The 18,951-nt window shown below is 63.6% G+C and carries 15 protein-coding genes and 1 pseudogene; 6 read left to right on the forward strand and 10 right to left on the reverse strand.

Translation table 11 applies throughout. The features are described 5' to 3' along the window. Positions 1–20: 20 nt before the first annotated feature. Entirely contained in the window at positions 21–887 is an 867-nt protein-coding gene (gene rfbA / locus NNX37_RS00845; RefSeq protein WP_255790132.1) for a glucose-1-phosphate thymidylyltransferase RfbA, read from the reverse strand. A gap of 56 nt (positions 888–943) precedes the next feature. On the opposite strand from rfbA, the gene rfbB reads away from it, so the two are divergent. Genes rfbB through NNX37_RS00865 form a run of 4 tightly spaced genes read left to right on the forward strand, consistent with a single transcriptional unit; the run spans position 944 to position 4,454 of the window. Beyond that, positions 944–1,942 (forward strand): dTDP-glucose 4,6-dehydratase, encoded by a 999-nt coding sequence (gene rfbB, locus NNX37_RS00850; RefSeq protein ID WP_255790135.1) that lies wholly within the window; start codon positions 944–946, stop codon positions 1,940–1,942. A gap of 4 nt (positions 1,943–1,946) precedes the next feature. Continuing rightward, positions 1,947–3,398, forward strand: coding sequence for a sugar nucleotide-binding protein (locus NNX37_RS00855; RefSeq protein WP_255790136.1), 1,452 nt, complete (start codon positions 1,947–1,949; stop codon positions 3,396–3,398). Positions 3,399–3,402: 4 nt separating this feature from the next. Then, a complete protein-coding gene (locus tag NNX37_RS00860) occupies positions 3,403–4,068 on the forward strand; it encodes a glycosyltransferase family 2 protein (protein ID WP_255790137.1) in 666 nt (221 codons plus the stop codon). Positions 4,069–4,073: 5 nt separating this feature from the next. Then, complete coding sequence (locus NNX37_RS00865; RefSeq protein ID WP_255790139.1) at positions 4,074–4,454, forward strand: DUF2304 domain-containing protein; 381 nt, start codon at positions 4,074–4,076, stop codon at positions 4,452–4,454. Between the two features lie 88 nt (positions 4,455–4,542). On the opposite strand, the gene NNX37_RS00870 is transcribed toward NNX37_RS00865, so the two are convergent. Further along, positions 4,543–5,427, reverse strand: coding sequence for a glycosyltransferase family 2 protein (locus NNX37_RS00870; RefSeq protein WP_255790142.1), 885 nt, complete (start codon positions 5,425–5,427; stop codon positions 4,543–4,545). Between the two features lie 185 nt (positions 5,428–5,612). On the opposite strand from NNX37_RS00870, the gene NNX37_RS00875 reads away from it, so the two are divergent. Continuing rightward, positions 5,613–6,389, forward strand: coding sequence for a glycosyltransferase (locus NNX37_RS00875; protein ID WP_255790143.1), 777 nt, complete (start codon positions 5,613–5,615; stop codon positions 6,387–6,389). Here NNX37_RS00875 and NNX37_RS00880 read toward each other — a convergent pair. Together NNX37_RS00880 and NNX37_RS00885 are read right to left on the reverse strand one after the other, a co-directional pair. After that, positions 6,386–7,324: a glycosyltransferase gene (locus NNX37_RS00880; RefSeq protein WP_255790145.1), complete on the reverse strand. Its 939-nt coding sequence runs from the start codon at positions 7,322–7,324 to the stop codon at positions 6,386–6,388. The two genes, NNX37_RS00875 and NNX37_RS00880, sit on opposite strands and share 4 nt — an antisense overlap. Positions 7,325–7,390: 66 nt before the next feature. Continuing rightward, on the reverse strand, positions 7,391–8,296 hold the full coding sequence (locus NNX37_RS00885) for a glycosyltransferase family 2 protein (RefSeq protein WP_255790147.1): 906 nt from the start codon (positions 8,294–8,296) through the stop codon (positions 7,391–7,393). A gap of 172 nt (positions 8,297–8,468) precedes the next feature. Here NNX37_RS00885 and NNX37_RS00890 point away from each other — a divergent pair, with 172 nt between their 5' ends. After that, positions 8,469–9,749, forward strand: coding sequence for a lipopolysaccharide biosynthesis protein (locus NNX37_RS00890; RefSeq protein ID WP_255790149.1), 1,281 nt, complete (start codon positions 8,469–8,471; stop codon positions 9,747–9,749). A gap of 9 nt (positions 9,750–9,758) precedes the next feature. On the opposite strand, the gene NNX37_RS00895 is transcribed toward NNX37_RS00890, so the two are convergent. The 6 genes and pseudogenes from NNX37_RS00895 to NNX37_RS00920 form a co-directional block, all read right to left on the reverse strand. Continuing rightward, positions 9,759–11,723, reverse strand: coding sequence for a DUF6541 family protein (locus NNX37_RS00895; protein ID WP_255790151.1), 1,965 nt, complete (start codon positions 11,721–11,723; stop codon positions 9,759–9,761). Between the two features lie 72 nt (positions 11,724–11,795). Continuing rightward, complete coding sequence (locus tag NNX37_RS00900; protein WP_255790153.1) at positions 11,796–12,527, reverse strand: ABC transporter ATP-binding protein; 732 nt, start codon at positions 12,525–12,527, stop codon at positions 11,796–11,798. A gap of 3 nt (positions 12,528–12,530) precedes the next feature. Beyond that, complete coding sequence (locus NNX37_RS00905) at positions 12,531–13,403, reverse strand: ABC transporter permease (RefSeq protein ID WP_304658969.1); 873 nt, start codon at positions 13,401–13,403, stop codon at positions 12,531–12,533. Between the two features lie 2 nt (positions 13,404–13,405). Then, positions 13,406–15,295, reverse strand: coding sequence for a glycosyltransferase (locus tag NNX37_RS00910; RefSeq protein ID WP_255790890.1), 1,890 nt, complete (start codon positions 15,293–15,295; stop codon positions 13,406–13,408). Positions 15,296–15,408: 113 nt separating this feature from the next. Further along, positions 15,409–16,608, reverse strand: a pseudogene (glf, locus tag NNX37_RS00915) (UDP-galactopyranose mutase); the annotation flags it as partial. 127 nt (positions 16,609–16,735) lie between these two features. Continuing rightward, a complete protein-coding gene (locus NNX37_RS00920; RefSeq protein ID WP_255790157.1) occupies positions 16,736–18,778 on the reverse strand; it encodes an acyltransferase family protein in 2,043 nt (680 codons plus the stop codon). Positions 18,779–18,951: the final 173 nt, after the last annotated feature.

Raw genomic sequence — 18,951 nt, forward strand, 5'->3', positions numbered from 1 at the left:
TCCAGTTCCGGAGTGGAGCTCTACTTCTGGTTGAGGAGCTCCAGCAGGTACTGGCCGTAGCCGCTCTTTACGAGGGGCTCGGCACGCTGGCGCAGTTCGTCGTCAGTGATGTTGCCCAACCGCCAGGAGATCTCCTCGGGGCAGCCGATGGACAGGCCCTGGCGCTTCTGGACCGTGCGGATGAACTCGGAGGCTTCGTTGAGCGAATCGAAGGTGCCCGTATCCAGCCACGCCGTCCCGCGCGGAAGGATCTCCACCTGCAGTTTGCCCTTCTCCAGGTAAATCCGGTTGACGTCCGTGATTTCCAGTTCTCCGCGGGGAGAAGGTTTCAGGTTCCGCGCAATGTCCACAACGTCGTTGTCATAGAAGTACAGCCCGGGCACTGCGTAGTGGCTCTTCGGTTTGGCCGGCTTTTCCTCGAGCGAGATCGCCCGGCCGGACTCGTCGAACTCGACCACGCCGTAAGCCCCGGGATCCGCGACCCAGTACCCGAAGACGGCGCCGCCGTCGATGTTGGCGAACCGGCGCAGCTGGGTGCCCATCCCCTGGCCGTAGAAAATATTGTCACCGAGTACCAGCGCCACCGGACCGTTGCCGATGTGCTCGGCTCCGAGGACGAAGGCCTGCGCCAGTCCGTCGGGCGAGGGCTGCTGCTTATAGGTGATGCTGACGCCGAAACGGCTGCCGTCACCGAGCAGCCGCTCAAACTGGTCTGCGTCGTGCGGGGTGGTGATGATCAGGATGTCCTTGATGCCCGCGAGGATCAGCGTAGACAGCGGATAATAGATCATCGGTTTGTCGTAGACCGGCACCAGCTGCTTGCTGACGCCGAGTGTGATGGGGTGCAGTCTGGACCCGGTTCCGCCTGCCAATATGATTCCACGCATGCACCACATCATCCCGGCTCGTTGGAGGGACGGCAAATCCGGTAACGTTTACCTACATGCAGAAACTCCTAGTCACCGGCGGCGCCGGCTTTATCGGCTCCAACTTCGTGCACCACGCGCTCACGGGCACAGACTATTCGATCACTGTGCTGGACAAGCTGACGTATGCGGGCAATCTCGCCTCGTTGAAGGGACTGCCGGAAGACCGGTTCACCTTTGTCCAGGGCGACATCTGCGATGCCCCGCTGGTGGACCGGCTGGTCAGCGAAGCAGACGTGGTGGTCCACTTTGCCGCCGAATCCCATAACGACAACTCGCTGCATGACCCCCGTCCGTTCCTGGACACCAACATCATTGGCACCTACACGCTGATTGAAGCGGCCCGCAAGCACGATACCCGGTACCACCACATCTCCACGGATGAGGTCTACGGCGACCTGGAGCTCGATGATCCGCAGCGGTTCACGGAATCGACACCCTACAACCCGTCCAGCCCCTACTCCTCCACCAAGGCGGGCTCGGACCTGCTGGTCCGCGCGTGGGTGCGGTCCTTCGGCCTGCGGGCAACCATCAGCAACTGCTCCAACAACTACGGCCCGTACCAGCACGTGGAGAAATTCATCCCGCGCCAGATCACGAACGTGATCGACGGCATCCGTCCCAAGCTGTACGGCGCCGGGGAAAACGTCCGCGACTGGATCCATGCCACCGATCATTCGTCAGCCGTGCTGGCAATCATCGAAAAGGGTGAAATCGGCCAGACCTACCTGATCGGCGCCGACGGCGAGAAAAACAACAAGGAAGTTGTTGAACTGATCCTGAAGCACATGGGACAGCCCGCCGACGCGTACGACCAGGTCATCGACCGCCCGGGGCATGACCTGCGCTACGCCATCGATTCCTCCCGCCTGCGGCGCGAGCTGGGCTGGAGCCCCCAGTTCTCCGACTTCGAGCAGGGCATCGAAGACACCATCCGGTGGTACCGGGAAAACGAGGCCTGGTGGCGGCCGCAGAAGGATGCCACGGAAGCCAAGTACAAGGAACAGGGACAGTAACGCAGTGGCACCGGAATTCTCCAAACCGCTTTCGTCCCATCCCACCCCCATCCCCGGCGTTGTCCTGTATGACCTGCCCGTCCACGGCGACAACCGGGGCTGGTTCAAGGAAAACTGGCAGCGTGAAAAAATGCTCGCCCTGGGCCTGCCGGACTTCGGTCCCGTGCAGAACAACATCTCCTTCAATGAAAAAGCCGGAACAACGCGCGGTATCCATGCCGAGCCCTGGGACAAGTACATCTCCGTAGCCACGGGCCGCATCTTCGGCGCCTGGGTGGACCTGCGCGAAGGGCCGTCCTTCGGCGCGGTCTTCACCGCGGAACTGGATCCCAGCCAGGCCATCTTCATCCCCCGCGGCGTCGGCAACGCCTTCCAGACGCTGGAGGACAACACCGCCTATTCCTATCTGGTGAACGACCACTGGAGTGCCGGTGCGCAGGGCCAGTACACGTTCCTGAACCTGGCCGACGAGGCCTCGGGAATCGACTGGCCCATTCCGCTGGAGCAGGCCGAACTCTCCGACAAGGACCGGGCGCACCCGCGCCTGGCCGACGTCGTTCCCATGGCTCCGAAGAAGACCCTTGTCCTGGGTGCCGACGGACAGCTGGGCAAGGCGCTTCGAACCGCCTTCGCCGGCCGGGAACACGTCGAATTCGCCGCCCGCTCCGACTTTGACCTCACCGACCCGGCTGCCTACGCCGGGCGGAGCTGGAAGAACTATGCGGCGATCATCAACGCGGCCGCGTACACGGCCGTGGACGACGCCGAGTCCCCCGAAGGCCGGAAGGCCGCCTGGGCCATCAACGTGTCCGCAGTGACGCACCTGGCCCGCGTGGCCGCGGAAAACCGGATCACGCTGGTCCATGTCTCCTCCGACTACGTGTTCGACGGAACAGCCGCGGAGCATCCCGAGGACGAACCCTTCTCCCCGCTGGGCGTGTACGGGCAGACCAAGGCCGCCGGCGACGCCGTCGTGTCCGCGGTCCCCGCGCACTACATCGTCCGAACCAGCTGGGTCATCGGCGAAGGAAAGAACTTCGTGCGCACCATGGCCTCCCTCGCTGAACGCGGCATCAGCCCCGCCGTCGTCAATGACCAGATAGGCCGGCTCACCTTCACCGAGGACCTGGCGGCCGGGATCATCCATCTGCTGTCATCCGGCGCCCCGTACGGCGTCTACAACCTGACGAACGACGGCGACCCCGCCTCGTGGGCCGACGTTGCCGGCCGCGTCTACGAACTGACCGGCCATGCAGCCGCGGCGGTCACCGGTGTCAGCACCGAAGAGTACTTCAAGGACAAGCAGGCTGCGCCCCGTCCGAAAAACAGCGTGCTTCCCTTGGACAAGATCAAGGCCTCCGGCTTCGCGCCCGCGGATGCCGCGGAACGGCTCAGCGCGTATCTGGGCGGCCCAGGGGCCGGCAACGCGGCCGCTGCACAGGATATGGGATACTGAGACCGTGAGCCGCACATGGATTGTTATTCCGATGTACAACGAAGCAACCGTTGTGGGCTCCGTGATCGAAGACCTCCGGAAGACGTTTCCGCACGTAGTCTGCGTGGACGACGGCAGCCGTGACGGGTCCCAGGCCGCGGCACGCGCAGCGGGGGCGATGGTAGTCCAGCATCCGATCAACCTCGGCCAGGGCGCCGCCCTGCAGACCGGGATCGAATACGCGCTGCAGGACCCCGCCATGACCAGCATCGTCACCTTCGACGCCGACGGCCAGCACCGGGTGGAAGACGCCCGGGCCATGGTTGCCCGGATCCAGTCCGGCGAAGCCGAAGTGGTCCTTGGTTCACGGTTCCTGGACGACCGGACCCAGATCTCGCTGCAGAAACGGATTGTCCTGAAGACGGCCGCGGTGCAGTCGCGGATGGCCACCGGAATGAACCTCACCGACGCGCACAACGGCCTGCGGGCCATCAACCGCGATGTCGCCTCCAGGATCCATCTGACCCAGAACCGGATGGCCCACGCGTCCGAGCTGGTTAACCAGCTCGCGACCATCCGGCCCCGCTGGGTGGAGCATCCGGTGGAGATCATCTATACGGACTACTCCAAGTCCAAGGGGCAGTCGCTGCTCAACTCCGTGAACATCCTGGCCGAACTCTTTTTTAGGTGACCTAATTGCTACTCATCGTCCAGATCGTGCTCGTTGTCGCTGTCATCCTGGTCTCCCTGGTCCTGATGCGCGGCGGGGTCAACGCCAAGCACCTGGCTGTGCGCCGGATCATGCTGATGATCTTCGCCGTGGCCGCTGCGCTGTCCATCTTCTTCCCGGACACGCTGACCCGGTTCGCGGGATTCCTCGGCATCGGACGCGGCACCGACCTGGTGCTTTACGCGACCATCGTGTCCTTCTTCGTGTTCATGGCCACGACCTACCAGCGGTTCCGCAATATGGAGACTTCCATTACGACGCTCTCCCGGCGCATTGCCCTGGATGAGGCACCCAGGCCCTGGACGGCAGACGAGGGCCATAAGGGCGCGGACGACCTGCGGCAGTAGCACCGGCCGTTGCCGCGTTGTTCCGGTAAACAAAAAGCAGGGCGGACCCAACGGGTCCGCCCTGCTTTTTTGATCCGTGTCCGGCAGGCTAGCCGATGACGTGCTTGGCCAGCTTCGGGATGTAACCGAACTTTCTCCCTGCCGCTGAACGGGCAATCAGGGTCACTGCATTAAGGCGGGAGGTGACGTGGAGACGGGCAGCACGGGCGGCGCGGGTCCAGCCGATTCGATCGAACCGGACGGCCTCGCCTTCAAAGAAACGCCGCTCTTCATCGAAGCGCCTTCCGTCGAAGGCCCGAACAGAGGAATCGGAACCGGAGTGGCGTCGGTACAGGAAGGCCAGCTCAGGGGTCAGCACCATCGAACCGCTGTCGGCGGCGATGTCCAGCAGCAGTGCCAGGTCCTGCACGACGTCGAACTCCGACCGGAAGCCAATGCGCTTCAGTGTCTCGGACTTCCAGGCGATGGACGGGAAATAGTGCCAGCCGGCTCGCAGCAGGCTCGTCGCGAGATCCTCACCGCTCAGCAGGCGACGCTGGTTGCCGCGTGGTGTCGCCGCTTTCTTGACCAGATCCGTGAGCGGCATGGTGGCCCGGCCTGATTCGTCAATGACCTGCACTCCGGGCTGCACGGCACTGGCCTGAGGGAAGGACTCGAAGGACTCGACAACCGCAGTGAGGTAGTTGGGAAGCATGATGTCGTCCGCACCCATGATCACCGCGATAGGAGCTTCGATGAGCTCGACGGCTTTGCGGTAGTTGCCGTTGGCACCGAGGTTGACCTCGTTGCGCTGGTAACTGACGCGCGGATCCGTGATCTCCGCGAACCAGCGGGCCGGCTCGGGATCGGGGTAGCCGTCGTCGATGACTACGAGACGCCAGTCCTGATGCTGCTGGCCCATTACGCTTCGGGCGGCTTGCTTCATGAGTTCAACGTCCCCGTAGTACGGGAACATAACATCTACGGCTGTCAAGGATTGGCTTCTTTCACATCAGGTTCGACGGCGGCAGAGCCGGCGGTGCCGCCGCGGTCAGGAGGCGGCCGGAGGGTCGGGGAACTACTCCACTATATATGGAGGGCCTGCGGCTAAGTCGAAACCTCGGAACCGGTAAGCTGGTTCGGGTATCCCCGCCCTACCGACGAATCACCAGGACAAGAATGAACCCGAGCACCTCCCCGTCCGCCGCGGACCGCGGCCAGGTCAGCGTGTGCATGGCAGCCTACAACGGTGCCGCACACATAGAGGAACAGATCGCCTCGATCCTTCCCCAGCTGGCTCACGGCGATGAACTGGTGATTGTCGACGACGCCTCCACGGACAACACTGCCGCGGTCGTCGAGGCGCTGCAGGACCCCCGGATCAAACTGATCCGGTCTTCCGCCAACCGCGGTTACGTCCGGACTTTCGAGGCTGCCCTGGCCGCAAGCACGGGCGAGTATGTTTTCCTTTCGGACCAGGACGACGTCTGGGTGCCCGGCCGCGTGGAGTCAATGGTCGCTGAACTCCAGCACGCAGACGTGGTCGCGAGCAACTTCGGGTACTTCGGCCACCAGCCCCGCAGGATCGAATCCCTCCGGCTTCGCAGCGCGGACAGCAGCCGCCGCTGGGCCAACCTGCTTATGCTCTGGATCGGCGTACGGCCCTACTACGGCTGCGCCATGGCGTTCCGGGGCAGCATCCGGGACGTGATCCTGCCCTTCCCCGCCTTCCTGGTGGAGACCCATGACCAGTGGATTGCCCTGGTGGGCAATCTCCGCGGGTCGATGGCCCATCTGGAGACGGACACCCTGAACCGGCGGCTCCACGACAACAACACCACACCGAAAAAGGCCCGGAGCCTGCTGCTGATCCTGCGTTCGCGGACCATGCTTGCCCGGGCTTTCGTAGTAGCCCTGATGAGGATGCGCGGGCGCCGCAGCGCGCCCCGTCCCTAGGCTGCGGCCTTCTTCTTCCGCGGCGCCACCACGGCGTTTTCCTTTGCACTGATCCGGCCCATCCGGCCTGTGAGTGCATCCCGTATCCCGAAGGCGATAGCGGCGATCTGTCGGAAACGGTGCGGACCGTAGACAACACGGACGCCGTAAAACACTACTTCGAGTCCGATCCGGCGGAGCACCCAGACCGGCTGCTTGGGAAGGTACCGGCGGTACATAACCAAGCCGTTGCGGGTGATGTAATACACCCGGAAAGGCGCGTGGGAATGCACAAATCGTTTCTGCCCGCCCACCGTGACATGCCACGTGCCCAGGCGCATGGGACGGGACTCCCCCACCGCGTGGCTGATATTGCAGCCGGGCGCGATGATCGCCTTCAGTCCCATCTCGCGGATCCTGGCAGTGAACTCGGAATCCACGCAGTCAATGAACAGGTCTTCTTCCAGGAGACCTGCTGCATCGAACGTAGCGGCGGGAATCAGTGTCCCGGACTGCATGGGGTCAAAGGCTTCCGGGAACGGAACGCCGGGTTTCTGCAGCATCACCGGCTGCTTATTGTGCGACTCGGCGCAGACCATGCCCACAGGCACCCCCTGCAGGGTCGCCGCGGTGAAGGCAACGAGTGCCCGGGCAACATAATCCGGATCCAGTTCGGAGTCCTGGTCCAGCGTCAGGAAGAAATCCGGAGCAGATTCGGCCGCGTAGCGGATTCCGGCATTGAGGGCGGCCGCAATTCCGGTGTTCGAGCCCTGTTTGAGGACGACGGCGCCAGCCGCCTCCAGTCCCTGCAGGACACCGGTGACGTCAGCCGGCGAACCGTCGTCGACCACTATGATGCGCTCGACCTGGCTGGCCAGCCGCTTTACCTTTTCGATGAGGTCGATAGGCGGATTGTAGGCGGAAATAACCGCGGCGACGCGTTGCTGGGAGGTCATTTGTATCTCTCTGACTGAAGCGGGGCGGAACGGAAGGGCGCCGGCGTGAAGCCGGCGTGCCGGGGCTTAGCGGCCGAGTCGGACGGACTTCGCCAGCAGCTGGCCGGGCCAGATGGTCCGGGGTGAGCGGGCCAGCCCTTCATACAGTCCCCTGGCCGCTGATCGCAGCCACAGACGCCGGTCCTGCGCCAGCATCCCCTGGCGGATGGCCAGGACGGCCATTCCTGCCCCCCAACGGACCGGGTTCTGCAGCAGTGTCCTCCGGCTCGGGTCCTGTCGTCGAAGCCACAGGTTGTTGCGGATGTAGTAGAACAAACGGCCGCCCATGTCCTTCTGGTTCTGCTTTTCCGGGTGGAGGATCCGGCTGGCGGGAAGGAGTACTCCGTAGGCCCCCCGGCTGAGGCGGCGCGTGTATTCGGCGTCGTCAAACCAGATGAAGAAATCGGCGAAGGGCAACGGCATTTTGGCCGCTGCATGCAAGTCAATCAACACGCCCACGAAACTGGCGCTGTTCACGGCCATCCCACCCAGTTCGCTCGCCTTCAACTGCCGGGAAACATCGGAGGACAGATCGGGAAGGTGCCCGTTGTTCGGTTCGCCCTCAGGATTGACCACCAGAGAGGTGACGAAACCCGGCCGGTCAGGTGCCTTCTCCATGGCCTCAACCAACGGACCCAGGCTGCCGGGAAGCGGCTCGGCGTCGTCGTCCATCAGCCATGCGGCGTCGTGCCCCGCGGCCAGCGCACGCTCGATGCCCCAGGCGAATCCGCCGGCGCCGCCGAGGTTGGCGCCCGTTTCGAACACGCTGACCTGAGGAAACTCTTCCTGCACCATGGTGACGCTGCCGTCGGTGGAACCGTTGTCCACGAGGATGATCTCGTCCGGCCGCCGGTCCTGGCTTTCGAGGGCGGACAGGCACTTACGGAGCAAATCAACTCGGTTATAGGAGACAACAACCGCTGCTACAGACAAAGAGTTCCCATCGTCGGAGCACGCCTTCGTGGAGCGCCGGAAGGCATGCAGGAGGTGGGCGGCGCTACGTAGATGATATCAACCCGGCCAGGCCCCTAAGTTAGAATCGTCAGGGAGCACGCACCGGCAAACGGCCCACTGCGTGCCCGCACCCAGCTACGGAGGATATTTCTTGGGTCAGAGTACGGTCCTGCGGCACATCCGACGTCTGGGGGCATTCGGTGCTTCCGTGGTTATCACCACCGTTGTGGGCCTGCTGGCCATTCCCGTGGTCATAGCCAACGCCGGAGGTAACACCTGGGGGGTGATCGCCCTGGGCCAGTCCGCTGCCCTGCTGTTCGGCGTTTTGGTGTCCTTCGGCTGGGGAACAGTAGGACCGGCCATGGTGGCAGGCATGCCGGCAGCGGAGCGGCCCCAGATGTTTCTGGATTCCCTGGTCAGCCGCGTGTATCTGTTCGCCGTCACCGCACCCCTGGCCGCCCTGACCGTCTGGCTGATCGCCGGTGACTCCGGCCCGGTGGCTGCACTGGCCAGCCTTACGTATCTCGTTCCTTTCCTGGGCGCCTCCTGGTTCTTCGTAGGTGACGCACGTCCGGGCAGGCTTCTGGTCTTTGACACGCTGCCCGTAACGCTCGGCACGGTTTTGGGGCTGGCAGGCCTGGTCCTGACCGGCGATGTCTTTGTGTATCTGGCCATCCAGCTGGCGATGAACCTCCTCGGCGTCACCGTCAGCGGCCTGCTGATCCGTAACAGGTCCGCCGCGGTCCCCCGCCTGGACCTCCATATCGGCCGGGCAGTACGGCGCCTGGCAGGCCAGCGGCACGGCGTCGTCACCGCCGCCACCTCCAGCCTGTACGTCAACACCCCGCTCCTGGTCGTCGGGGCCGTCCTGCCGGGGGCGGTGTCGCTGTACGCGATGGCGGAGAAGTTCTTCAAGTACGGCCTGACTGCCGTAGGGCCGGTTGTGCAGGTGCTTCAGGGGTCCATTGCGGATCCGGACCGGGCACGCCAGGAGGCACGCATCCGCGTTGCCGCCAGGTGGGCTCCGCTCGCAGCTGCGCTCTGCGCTGTCGTTATGGCGCTATGCATCCCCTGGGCCAGCAATCTGCTGTCCCAGGGTGCCATCCGGGTCGGATTCGACCTCAGCATGCCTATGGGCGTCGTGTTCGGCGCAGTCACGGTGTCCCAGGTGGTGGGGCTGGCCTGCCTCATCCCGCTGGGCGAAGGCAAGGCCCTGGCGGTTTCCACCGTTCTGGGCGCCGCCATTGGGGTTCCCCTCATCGTCACCGGAGCGCTGACCTTGGGTGTGTCCGCGGTGGCGTGGGCGGTGGCCGTCTCCGAACTCGCCGTCGCTGTGTACCAGCTCGGTGTGGTCCGCCGGTACTTCCGCCGGGGCTCAGGTAAAGCGGTGGCCCTGCAGGGCGGCAAGCACACTCCGGTCGAACGGCCCTGAGCCGGTCAGCTACCCGCAGGCGGTGATCCGGTACAGCTTCGCTTCACCCTCGCTGTCCACAAGCTCCACCGCGCCGCTGGACTCGAGGTCCTCCAGTCCCGGATAGGGGTGGGTGCGGCCATGTATTTCCTGGTCGCCGAAGTCCAGGACGTAGCCAACCTGCTCCGCTTCCAGAGCCGGGCAGACCTCCGGATCCGTCAGGGCATTGCGGAGGTCCGCATAGATTTCGTCCTCCTCCGGGCCCAGGGCCGCGATCGTATGAAGCTGCATAGGACGGTGGCCGGCAAGGGCGTAGACCAATGAGCTCCCGGTCCACGGGTTCCCGACAACCCGTGCACCTTCCTCTACCTCCTCGTCCAGCCGTTCCATCAACTCATACTCGTCCCGCGACACCAGCGGTGCTCCCTCGACCAGCAGATAGTTGGTGGCGGCCGATCTGGCGGCGTTGCGGACGTTTTCCGTCTGGGTGGATACAGTTGCAGCCAGCACCACCAGCAGGAGTGCAGCAGCGGTGGCGCCGCGGACCATGTCCGCACGCCAGCCGCGGGCGGACATCCAGGTGACTGCCGGGCGCCACAGCGCCTTATCCAGTCCTTCGACGATCAAAGTACCGCCCACGGCCGCCACAGGCAGGATCACGACTGGCAGGAGGGCCGCCAGCCGGCTGTTGTCGGTGTACCACCCGCCGGTGATCAAATCGCGGAAATCTCCATCGGGGGCGCCGGTGGCTACGACATAGAGGAATCCGCCGATGAGGTAGATTCCCGCAGTCCACCACGGTGCCCGGCGAAGAATCAGGGCGGCAAAACCGAACAGCGACAGCACCAGCACACCCCAGGAGACTGCGGACAGCAGCGGGGCGCTGGCCAGCACCTCACCCATGGCCTGCGCCTGGGTCTGGTAGGGCGACCAGATCAGCGTGTCTTCCTCCGGCCGGACCGCATTCCAGAGCATTACGACGCCGACGGCGTAAAGCACGAAGGCCAGGATGTAGAGCCAGGCCCGCACGGCGCGTTCATTGGAGTACTCAATGCGGACACGGCGGATAACTGCAGCTATGACAAGGGGAACCGAGAACGCCGTAACGGCCAGGAAAGCGCTCGGATGGCCCAGCCCCAGGCCGGGCACCGCCAGGATCAGCAGGAACCACATGAGGCGGAGGGAGTATGTTCGCCGGGCCAGGCCCAATACGCTGATCAAAATCCCGAGGACGGCAGGAATCAGGCTGACGCCGAGGAAGTTGGGATAGAGGACTCCGAAGTCCACCAGCAGCAGCGGAAAGGCGCCGAAAGCCCCGGACAGGACCGCAGCGATCAATGTCGGGACCGCCTTCCGGCCGGCGATCTGCTGGACCAGGAAGATGCATCCGAGGGGCCAGACCACCGCGCCGATCACCAGGTTGACCGCGTTGACGCTGACCGGAATGGGTGAAGCTGCAAGCGAATTCACCAGGGAAACCAGCCCATGCCAGCCCGCCGGGTAGAAACCGATGCCGGTCATTCCGCCGACACTGAAAGAAGACGCGGACCCGGTTTCCGCAATGTACCGGATGGCATTGAGATGGAAGATGTTGTCAAAGGTCTGGGAGAAGTTCTCCGGATGTCCGAAGGCAAAAATCAGCCGCCGGCCAACCAGCCATGCGGCGCCGAGGACGGCCGCCGCCTCCACCAGGTGGATGGCGGGATCCGCGGCTGCGGCCGGTGCGGTTTCCCTGCGGGTCCAGATAAACCGCAGGCCTGCCGTGACTGCCGTTGCCAGCACCGTTAGGACGGCCACCGGGAGCAATGACCACGGGATACCCGCGAGGTCGGCGGCAACCGCGGCAACTGTTACCAGGGATACGGATAAAACCGGCGCGACGGCCAGGGCCGCCAACCATCGGAGACGGAACCCGGCGAATGCCAGCAGCCCGCCGGGGACGAGGATAATGCCAAGGGCGGCGATGATCTGCGGCGTGACGGAAATCCAGGTCACTATGTTCCTTCCGGTGCCGTCAGTCGTAACGGCACACTGTACACGGGGGTAGAGAGAGGCGTGCGGGTGGAGCTACGAGCCGCCGCGCATCCGGTTTACCACCTCTGTCACGGGGGCATCCATGACAATCTGGCCGTGCTCCAGCAGGACCCCACGCTCACAGATGCGTGAAACCAGGTCCAGATCATGGCTGACGACAACGAGTGTCTTGCCCTCACCCGCCAGTTCCTTGATCTTGTCGATGCATTTTTTCTGGAACGGCTCGTCGCCTACTGCCAGGATTTCGTCCACCAGGAAGACCTCCGGGTCCGTGTGGACCGCAACAGAGAACGCAAGCCGGAGATACATGCCCGAAGAATAGAACTTCACTTCGGTATCAATGAACTGCCCGATCTCGGAAAACTCGACGATGGAGTCGAACTTCGCGTTGATCTCTTCCTCGGTCATGCCCAGGATGGCGCCGTTCAGGTAGACGTTGTCGCGCCCGCTCAGGTCGTGGTGGAACCCGGCGCCGACCTCGATCAGCCCGGCAACCCGTCCCCTGGTGCCGACGGTACCGGAATCGGGACGCATCACTCCGGAAATGTGCTTGAGCAGGGTGGACTTGCCGGAGCCGTTCAGCCCCAGCAGCGCCACGGTCTCCCCCTGCTCAATGTTCAGGGAGACGCCCTTGAGCGCGTGGAACTTCTCGGACAGGTCCCCCTTGCGTCCTTTGACCAGCCAGACAAACGCTTCCTTCATGGAACGCGTATGCCGCAGGACGAACTGCTTGTTGATGTTGCGTACTTCAATGGCGTTGGCCACGGTTCAGAGCTCCTGCGCGAAACGGCCCTCAAGGCGACGGAAGACGAGCTGGCCAATCAGCAGGACCGCTGCCGAGATAACCAGCGCGACGGGAATCCAAACGGACAACAGGTGCGGGGGGATGGCCTCTGCACCATCGGTGGTGGGCAGCCAGAACGCGTAGTGGAAGCATTCCACGCCCACGGTGATGGGGTTCAGCTGGTACACGTTGAAGAACGTCTCTCCCAGCTTGCCACTCACCATGCGCCAGGAATACAATACGGGTGACGCCCAGGTTGCGATCATCAGCAGCATGTCCACGATGTTTTCCGCGTCCCGGAAATAGACATTGACGGCTCCGAAGAGCAGCCCGAGACCCGTCGCCAACAGCGCCACAATGATGAAACCGGCTACGGCCGCCGCCAGCTGCAGCACCGAAGGCCGCCAGCCGTTGAACAGGCACGCAACGATGAGGATCACCATCTGCGGCACGAAATGCACCCCGGACACCCATACGGAGGCAACGGGGAAGAGCTGCCGCGGCAGGTAGATCTTCTTGATCAATCCCCCGTTGCCCACTATGGAGCGCGAGGCGTTGCCGAGTGCCTCCGTAAAGAAGTTGATCAGCACGATGCCAGAGAACAGGTAGATCGCGTAATTCGGCAGCCCGCTGGGATTGCGGTCGCTCTGCTCCAGGCCCAGGAACACGCCCAGCGCTATGTAGAAAACGACGAACTGCACGCCGGGTTTTACATAGGACCAGAGGAGCCCCAGGATGGATCCCCGGTAGCGGACCTTAAGTTCCTTGGAAACGAGCAGCTTGAGCAGGAAGCGGGACCGGAGGATATCCGCCAGGCCCGCTCCCCGCCCCGGAGTTTCGAGTGCACCGGTGGACAAGCTTATTTACTCTCTTCCGAATGCTCGGCGAAGGTTTTCTTCCAGGCTTCGAAGGAAGTAATCTCCGGAAGTGCCTCGCGGTACTGGTCGCTGAGCTTCTGCCAGTTCTTCAGGATCTCCGCGTTGAGCTGCACTGCTTCGGCCAGGAGGACCCGCAGCTGCTTCGGATCGCGCTTGTACCAGGAGGCCCCGGTACCTTCGGCATTGGAGACCACGGCACTGTCGTACTGGGACATCCGCCACCATTTATTGTCCTGGTGCGCAATGTAGGCCTGCGGGTGTTCGAGACTGGTCGCCGGAACCTTCTTGGTCAGCTGCTTGACCACCGTCTTGGCTGCCCACGGAATGAGGGACGCATATGACGGGGCGGCGAAGCCCTGCCCGCGCCGCGGCGGCTTGTGCATCACCGGGGCAGGGAAGGCCTCCGGCTCAGGCAGCACCTGTGAGTCCGTGAACTTCTTGGTCAGTGCCTTGATTTCCGGCAGCTTGGTGGGAAGCAGGTCATGCAGGTGCTCCGGGCCGCGGAGCAGGTCGCGCAGGGCCATGACGCGGCCCTGGGCCGTGAAGTACTGCATGGAGATCAGGTGTTTGAGGTCCATGTAGCCGGTTTCCCGCACCACGCGCCCGCCGTGTTCATACGGACTGTGGATCAGGGCGGCAATCATGCGGTTGCGGGTGTGGAAGTACGCCTGCCAGCCGACAAGGTCGTCCTTGTCGATCCACGAGACGTGCCAGACGGCGGAGCCGGGCATGGAAACGGTCGGGTAGCCGGCGCTCTTGGCGCGGAGTCCGTACTCGGCGTCGTCCCACTTGATGAAGACGGGCAGCGACAGGCCGATGTCCCGGATGACCTTCGTCGGGATCAGGCACATCCACCAACCGTTGTAATCCACGTCCACCCGGCGGTGCATCCAGGACGTGTGGCGCAGATTCGAGCGAACAAAGTCGTGGCCGAGGGTCATCTCGGCATGCGGCTGGTCCGGCTGGAAACGGTAGGGGTTCACTGTCTCGCCGAAGGTGTGCAGCACCGTGCGGTTGTACAGGTCAAACATGTGTCCGCCCACGATGGTGGGCGTCTTGCAGCGGTCAGCGAACATCAGCAGACGGGAGATGCTCTCCGGTTCCATCACGACGTCGTCGTCAAGGAGCAGGACGTAGTCGCTGCCGCTCTCGACGGCCTCGTACATGCCGCGGGCGAAACCGCCTGATCCTCCGAGGTTGGCCTGGTTGATGATGCGCAGCTTGCCGCCGAGCATGGCTTCGACTTCGGCGAAACCTTCCGCGTCGGCCACTTTTTCGGTGCCCTGGTCAACGATCAGGACTTCCTTGACGTAGGCCAGCGCTTCGGGGTGGTCCCCCAGGATGCGCAGGTTGTTGATGCAGAAAGAGGTCTTGTTCAGGGTGGTGATTTCAAGGGTCACGCTACCCGGGGTGACGGGCTCCCCCGGCGCCTGCCATTCGGCCTTTTCGAGAATCAGCGGCTCGGAACCGGCGACGAGGTCAAACCAGTACCAGCCGCCGTCGCCGAAAGGCTTGAGGCTGAGTTCGAAGGTGGAAGTCGCAGGCGAATTCACCCGCTGGGTCTCGACATGCTGCAGGGCGCCGCGGGCATTGGACTTGTAGACGCTGACGGCGCCTGTCCCCGTGGTGCGGACACTGAGCCGGATGGTGTCCAGATTGGTCCACCGGCGCCAGTAGCTGGCCGGGAAGGCATTGAAGTACGTGCCGAAGGAAACCCGCTCGCCGGCACGGACGGAAGTGGACTGCCGGGACAGGAAATCCTCTGCGTGTGCTTCCTTGCTGGGAGCTGAGTACGCCGGGGCCGCGGCGGCAGTCTTTGCATCACCGTTCATGGTGGACAGCTGCACTCCTGTGGCACTGCCAGTGTCCATGTACAGCGGCACCGTGTCCAGCTGGTCCAGGGAAGGAAGAACCACCCGCTGGATCGTGGACCACTGGCGTTCTGAATCGTCCGCCTGGATTGACCGCTCTACGGTTGCGTTGCTCACGCGTCGACTCCTCCGCTTTCCAGCTTGGCGCCACCGGTGAAGTGGGGCTTGATTTTGTTGTCGAACATGGACAGCGCCGACCCGATGGCCATATGCATATCCAGGTACTTGTAGGTGCCGAGGCGGCCGCCGAAGAGCACGGACTTCTCGCCCTTGGCGAGGTCGCGGTAGGCGAGCAGCTTGGCGCGGTCCTCCGCTGTATTCACGGGGTAGTACGGCTCGTCGCCCTTCTCGGCGAAGCGGGAGTACTCGCGCATGATCACCGTGGCGTCCTTGGTGTACTCACGCTCGGGGTGGAAGTGGCGGAACTCGTGGATCCGGGTGTAGGGAACGTCCTCGTCCGGGTAGTTCATGACTGATGTGCCCTGGAAGTCTTCCACCGGGAGCACCTCTTCTTCGAGGTCGATCGTGCGCCAGGACAGGTCACCTTCGGCGTAGTCGAAGTAGCGGTCCACGGCGCCGGTGTAGATGACCGGAACCTGGCCCAGGGTGTTGCTGCGGGAGAACTCGTGGCCCTCATCGAAGAAGTCGGTCTTCAAATGCACCTGGATGTTCGGGTGATCCGCCATCCGTTCGATCCAGGCCGTGTAACCGTCGACGGGCAGACCCTCGTACTTGTCGTTGAAGTACCGGTTGTCGTAGTTGTACCGGACGGGCAGGCGGCTGATGATCTCAGCCGGCAGGTCCTTGGGATCCGTCTGCCACTGCTTGCCGGTGTAGTACTTGATGAAGGCCTCGTAGAGAGGGCGCCCAATGAGCTGGATTCCTTTGTCATTGAGGTTCGCCGGATCGGTACCCGCGAGTTCGCCGGCCTGTTCCTGGATCAGGGCCTTTGCCTCGGCCGGTCCCATGGAAGCGCGGAAGAACTGGTTGATCGTGCCCAGGTTGATGGGCATGGAGTACACCTCGCCCTTGTGGCTGGTGTAGACCTTGTGCACGTAATTGGTGAATTCGGTGAACCGGTTGACGTATTCCCAGACCCGCTCGTTGGACGTGTGGAACAGGTGGGCGCCGTAGCGGTGCACCTCGATTCCCGTCTGGGCTTCGTTCTCACTGTAGGCGTTGCCGCCAATGTGATGGCGGCGGTCCAGGACGGCGACCTTCAGGCCCAGTTCCTTGGCAGCACGCTCGGCTACGGTCAGGCCGAAAAAGCCCGACCCAACGACGACGAGGTCAACGTTCACTTGTTTCTCCTGTTTGGTACGGGATGGCCGAACCGGCGCACACCCGGGTCAAGGGTATCCGACTATTGGCCGGCAGGCACTTTTCGGCCTGGGTGCAGGCCTGCATCAGCGGCAGCGGTGACACCCCTTGTGCAGGGTGTCACCAGCTGACGCTTTGGTGGAATCTTCGGTCGAATTCCTCGGCCAGGGAAGCGGCGTAATCGGTGGTCAGGTGGTTGTCGTCCAGGAAGACGTAGGTGTTCCCCACGACAGGCCGGCAGGTCCCTTCCGGGCAGATCAGATCCGAGAGGTCGAGGAAGGCCATGCCGCCGGTGTCCTCCGACGGCGGGAAATCCGGAGACTGCTTGTCCATCAGGGGTGCGGTGCACAAGTCAGCGCCGTTGGTCTCTGCACACACCTGCATGTTGAAGGGGAACCGGGGATTATCCCGGACACCGACCACATCGATTCCGCCCTCGCCGAGTTTCCGGGCGGCTTCCGGCAGCCCGTCAACCACGGGATCGGCGGCTTCTTCGGACATGGCGGACGTTGCCACCGCGATCACGGCATCGGGCTTCAATTCCAGGGCGTACTCGGTGGCCGCCTCATTGAAGCGGTTGCAGTCCTCCGACCTCCAAGCCGCCGCGGCGCCGTAGGTGCATCCACCCTTCAGCAGCGCTATGACACGGTAGTCGTGTGCCCGGGCCATCGGTTCGACCGCCTCGATCCACTGCTGGGCGTGCGAACTGCCGATGATGAGGATGGTCCGTTCCGGCGAGTCCGTATTTGTTGTGCTGAAGCAGATGCTGGACAGAGCCGGGTCCGTGGGTCCGTCCGGGACCTCCGAGCATGCCAGCGGGAGCCGTCCCCAGCTGTCCGGGTCCGTTGAGGACACTGCCCGGACAGGCACCCCGGTGGGTTCGCCGTTATATTCCGGTGCCAGAACGCGGGCTCCGGGGTAGTTGATCTCGGCTTCTGCCAGGAGTCTGTCATCGGCCGCCCTGAGCAGGTACTGCCCGCTGGCAAGCGGCACGGCCACTACGGCCACGCAGGCCGCCATCACCAGTGCGGCCCGCCCCCAGGTCCCGCGCTTTTCCCGTGCGCGGAGGGGCTTTTCCACAAAACGCGTTGTCAGGGCAGCGAGGATCAGGGAAAGGCCGAGGATCAGCGCGCCCCCGACAAGCCCTACCTCCTGGCGCCCCCGCCAGGCGAGGTAGATGACGAGTATCGGCCAGTGCCATAGGTAGAGGGCGTAGGACATGTCTCCCATCCGCACCAGCGGCCGCCAGGAGAGGAAGCGGTCCGCACCGAGACGGCTGCCTGTCTGTCCTGCAACTATCACCAGGGCGGCCGCTACGAGCGGCCACAAAGCGACGAAGCCCGGGAACTGCCCCTGCACGTCTAGGATGAATCCCCCGCTGAGGATGGCAGCCAGGCCCAGCCATCCGGCCGCAACCCGGATTCCCCGGACGGGCTTCAGGTAGGGAATAGCCAGGGCCAGGAGGGTTCCGAAGGCGAATTCCCACAGGCGTGTGCGGGTATCGAAGTAGGCGTGGGCCTGGTTGGTGTAGGTCTCGTGAACGGAGAAGACCAGCGAGACGGCAAACACCGCTCCGAACACGCAGAACACAACGCTGCGGAAGCGCTTATGCGCGAGCCGGGCGATGACGGCGCAGAGCGCAAACAGCAGCGGCCACAGGACAAAGACCTGTCCCTGGACCGAAAGCGACCAAAAATGCTGGAACGGGCTGGCGATGCTGTGGTCTGCGGCATAGTAATCAACCGAATCAGCAGCCAGGGCCCAGTTCTGGACGTAAAGCAGTGAGGACCACGCCTGCGAGAAGATCTCGGCCCACCGGCTTCTGGGAACGAACAGGACAGTGGCGGCAAGGGTTCCCACGATCACCACGGCCGCGGCCGGGAGCAGGCGGTTGAATACGTGGGTCCAGTAATGCCCCAGCTGCAGGCCGCGGCCGGCTTCACCCTTCCGAATGAAGGACAGTGAAAGCAGGAAGGCGGAAATCAGGAGGAAGACGTCCACGCCGCCGGATACGCGGCCCAACCAGATGTGGTAGCTGGCAACCATCAGTACCGCGAGCGCCCTCAGGCCCTGCACTTCCGGCCGGTAACCGGGTTTGGCTGCTTTTGGTGGCTGGGAGGGGTGGTCCGAAGCATGCGGTAGAACCGGGTACGGGTGAGTCACACTTGCCTTTCTAAAGCCAAAATCCCCTCCAGCAGTTTACCGCCGCTGCTCCACCTTCCCCTCTCAGTCCAAGGGGGCAGGAAACTTATCCACAGGGCGGGGCCTCCGGTGCCGGAAGTGATCCGGCGCTCCGTAGGCTGATCCCTCCATCGACCGTTTCGCACTCTCTGGGG

Origin of the sequence: Arthrobacter zhaoxinii, from assembly GCF_024385505.1 — a bacterium.
Lineage (GTDB): Bacteria > Actinomycetota > Actinomycetes > Actinomycetales > Micrococcaceae > Arthrobacter_B > Arthrobacter_B zhaoxinii.

Coding starts and splice junctions, on each gene's coding strand:
- NNX37_RS00875 (WP_255790143.1), top strand. CDS start 5,613: ATGAACCCGAGCACCTCCCCGTCCGCCGCGGACCGCGGCCAGGTCAGC.
- rfbB (WP_255790135.1), top strand. CDS start 944: ATGCAGAAACTCCTAGTCACCGGCGGCGCCGGCTTTATCGGCTCCAAC.
- rfbA (WP_255790132.1), bottom strand. CDS start 887: ATGCGTGGAATCATATTGGCAGGCGGAACCGGGTCCAGACTGCACCCC.
- NNX37_RS00910 (WP_255790890.1), bottom strand. CDS start 15,295: ATGGACACTGGCAGTGCCACAGGAGTGCAGCTGTCCACCATGAACGGT.
- NNX37_RS00880 (WP_255790145.1), bottom strand. CDS start 7,324: ATGACCTCCCAGCAACGCGTCGCCGCGGTTATTTCCGCCTACAATCCG.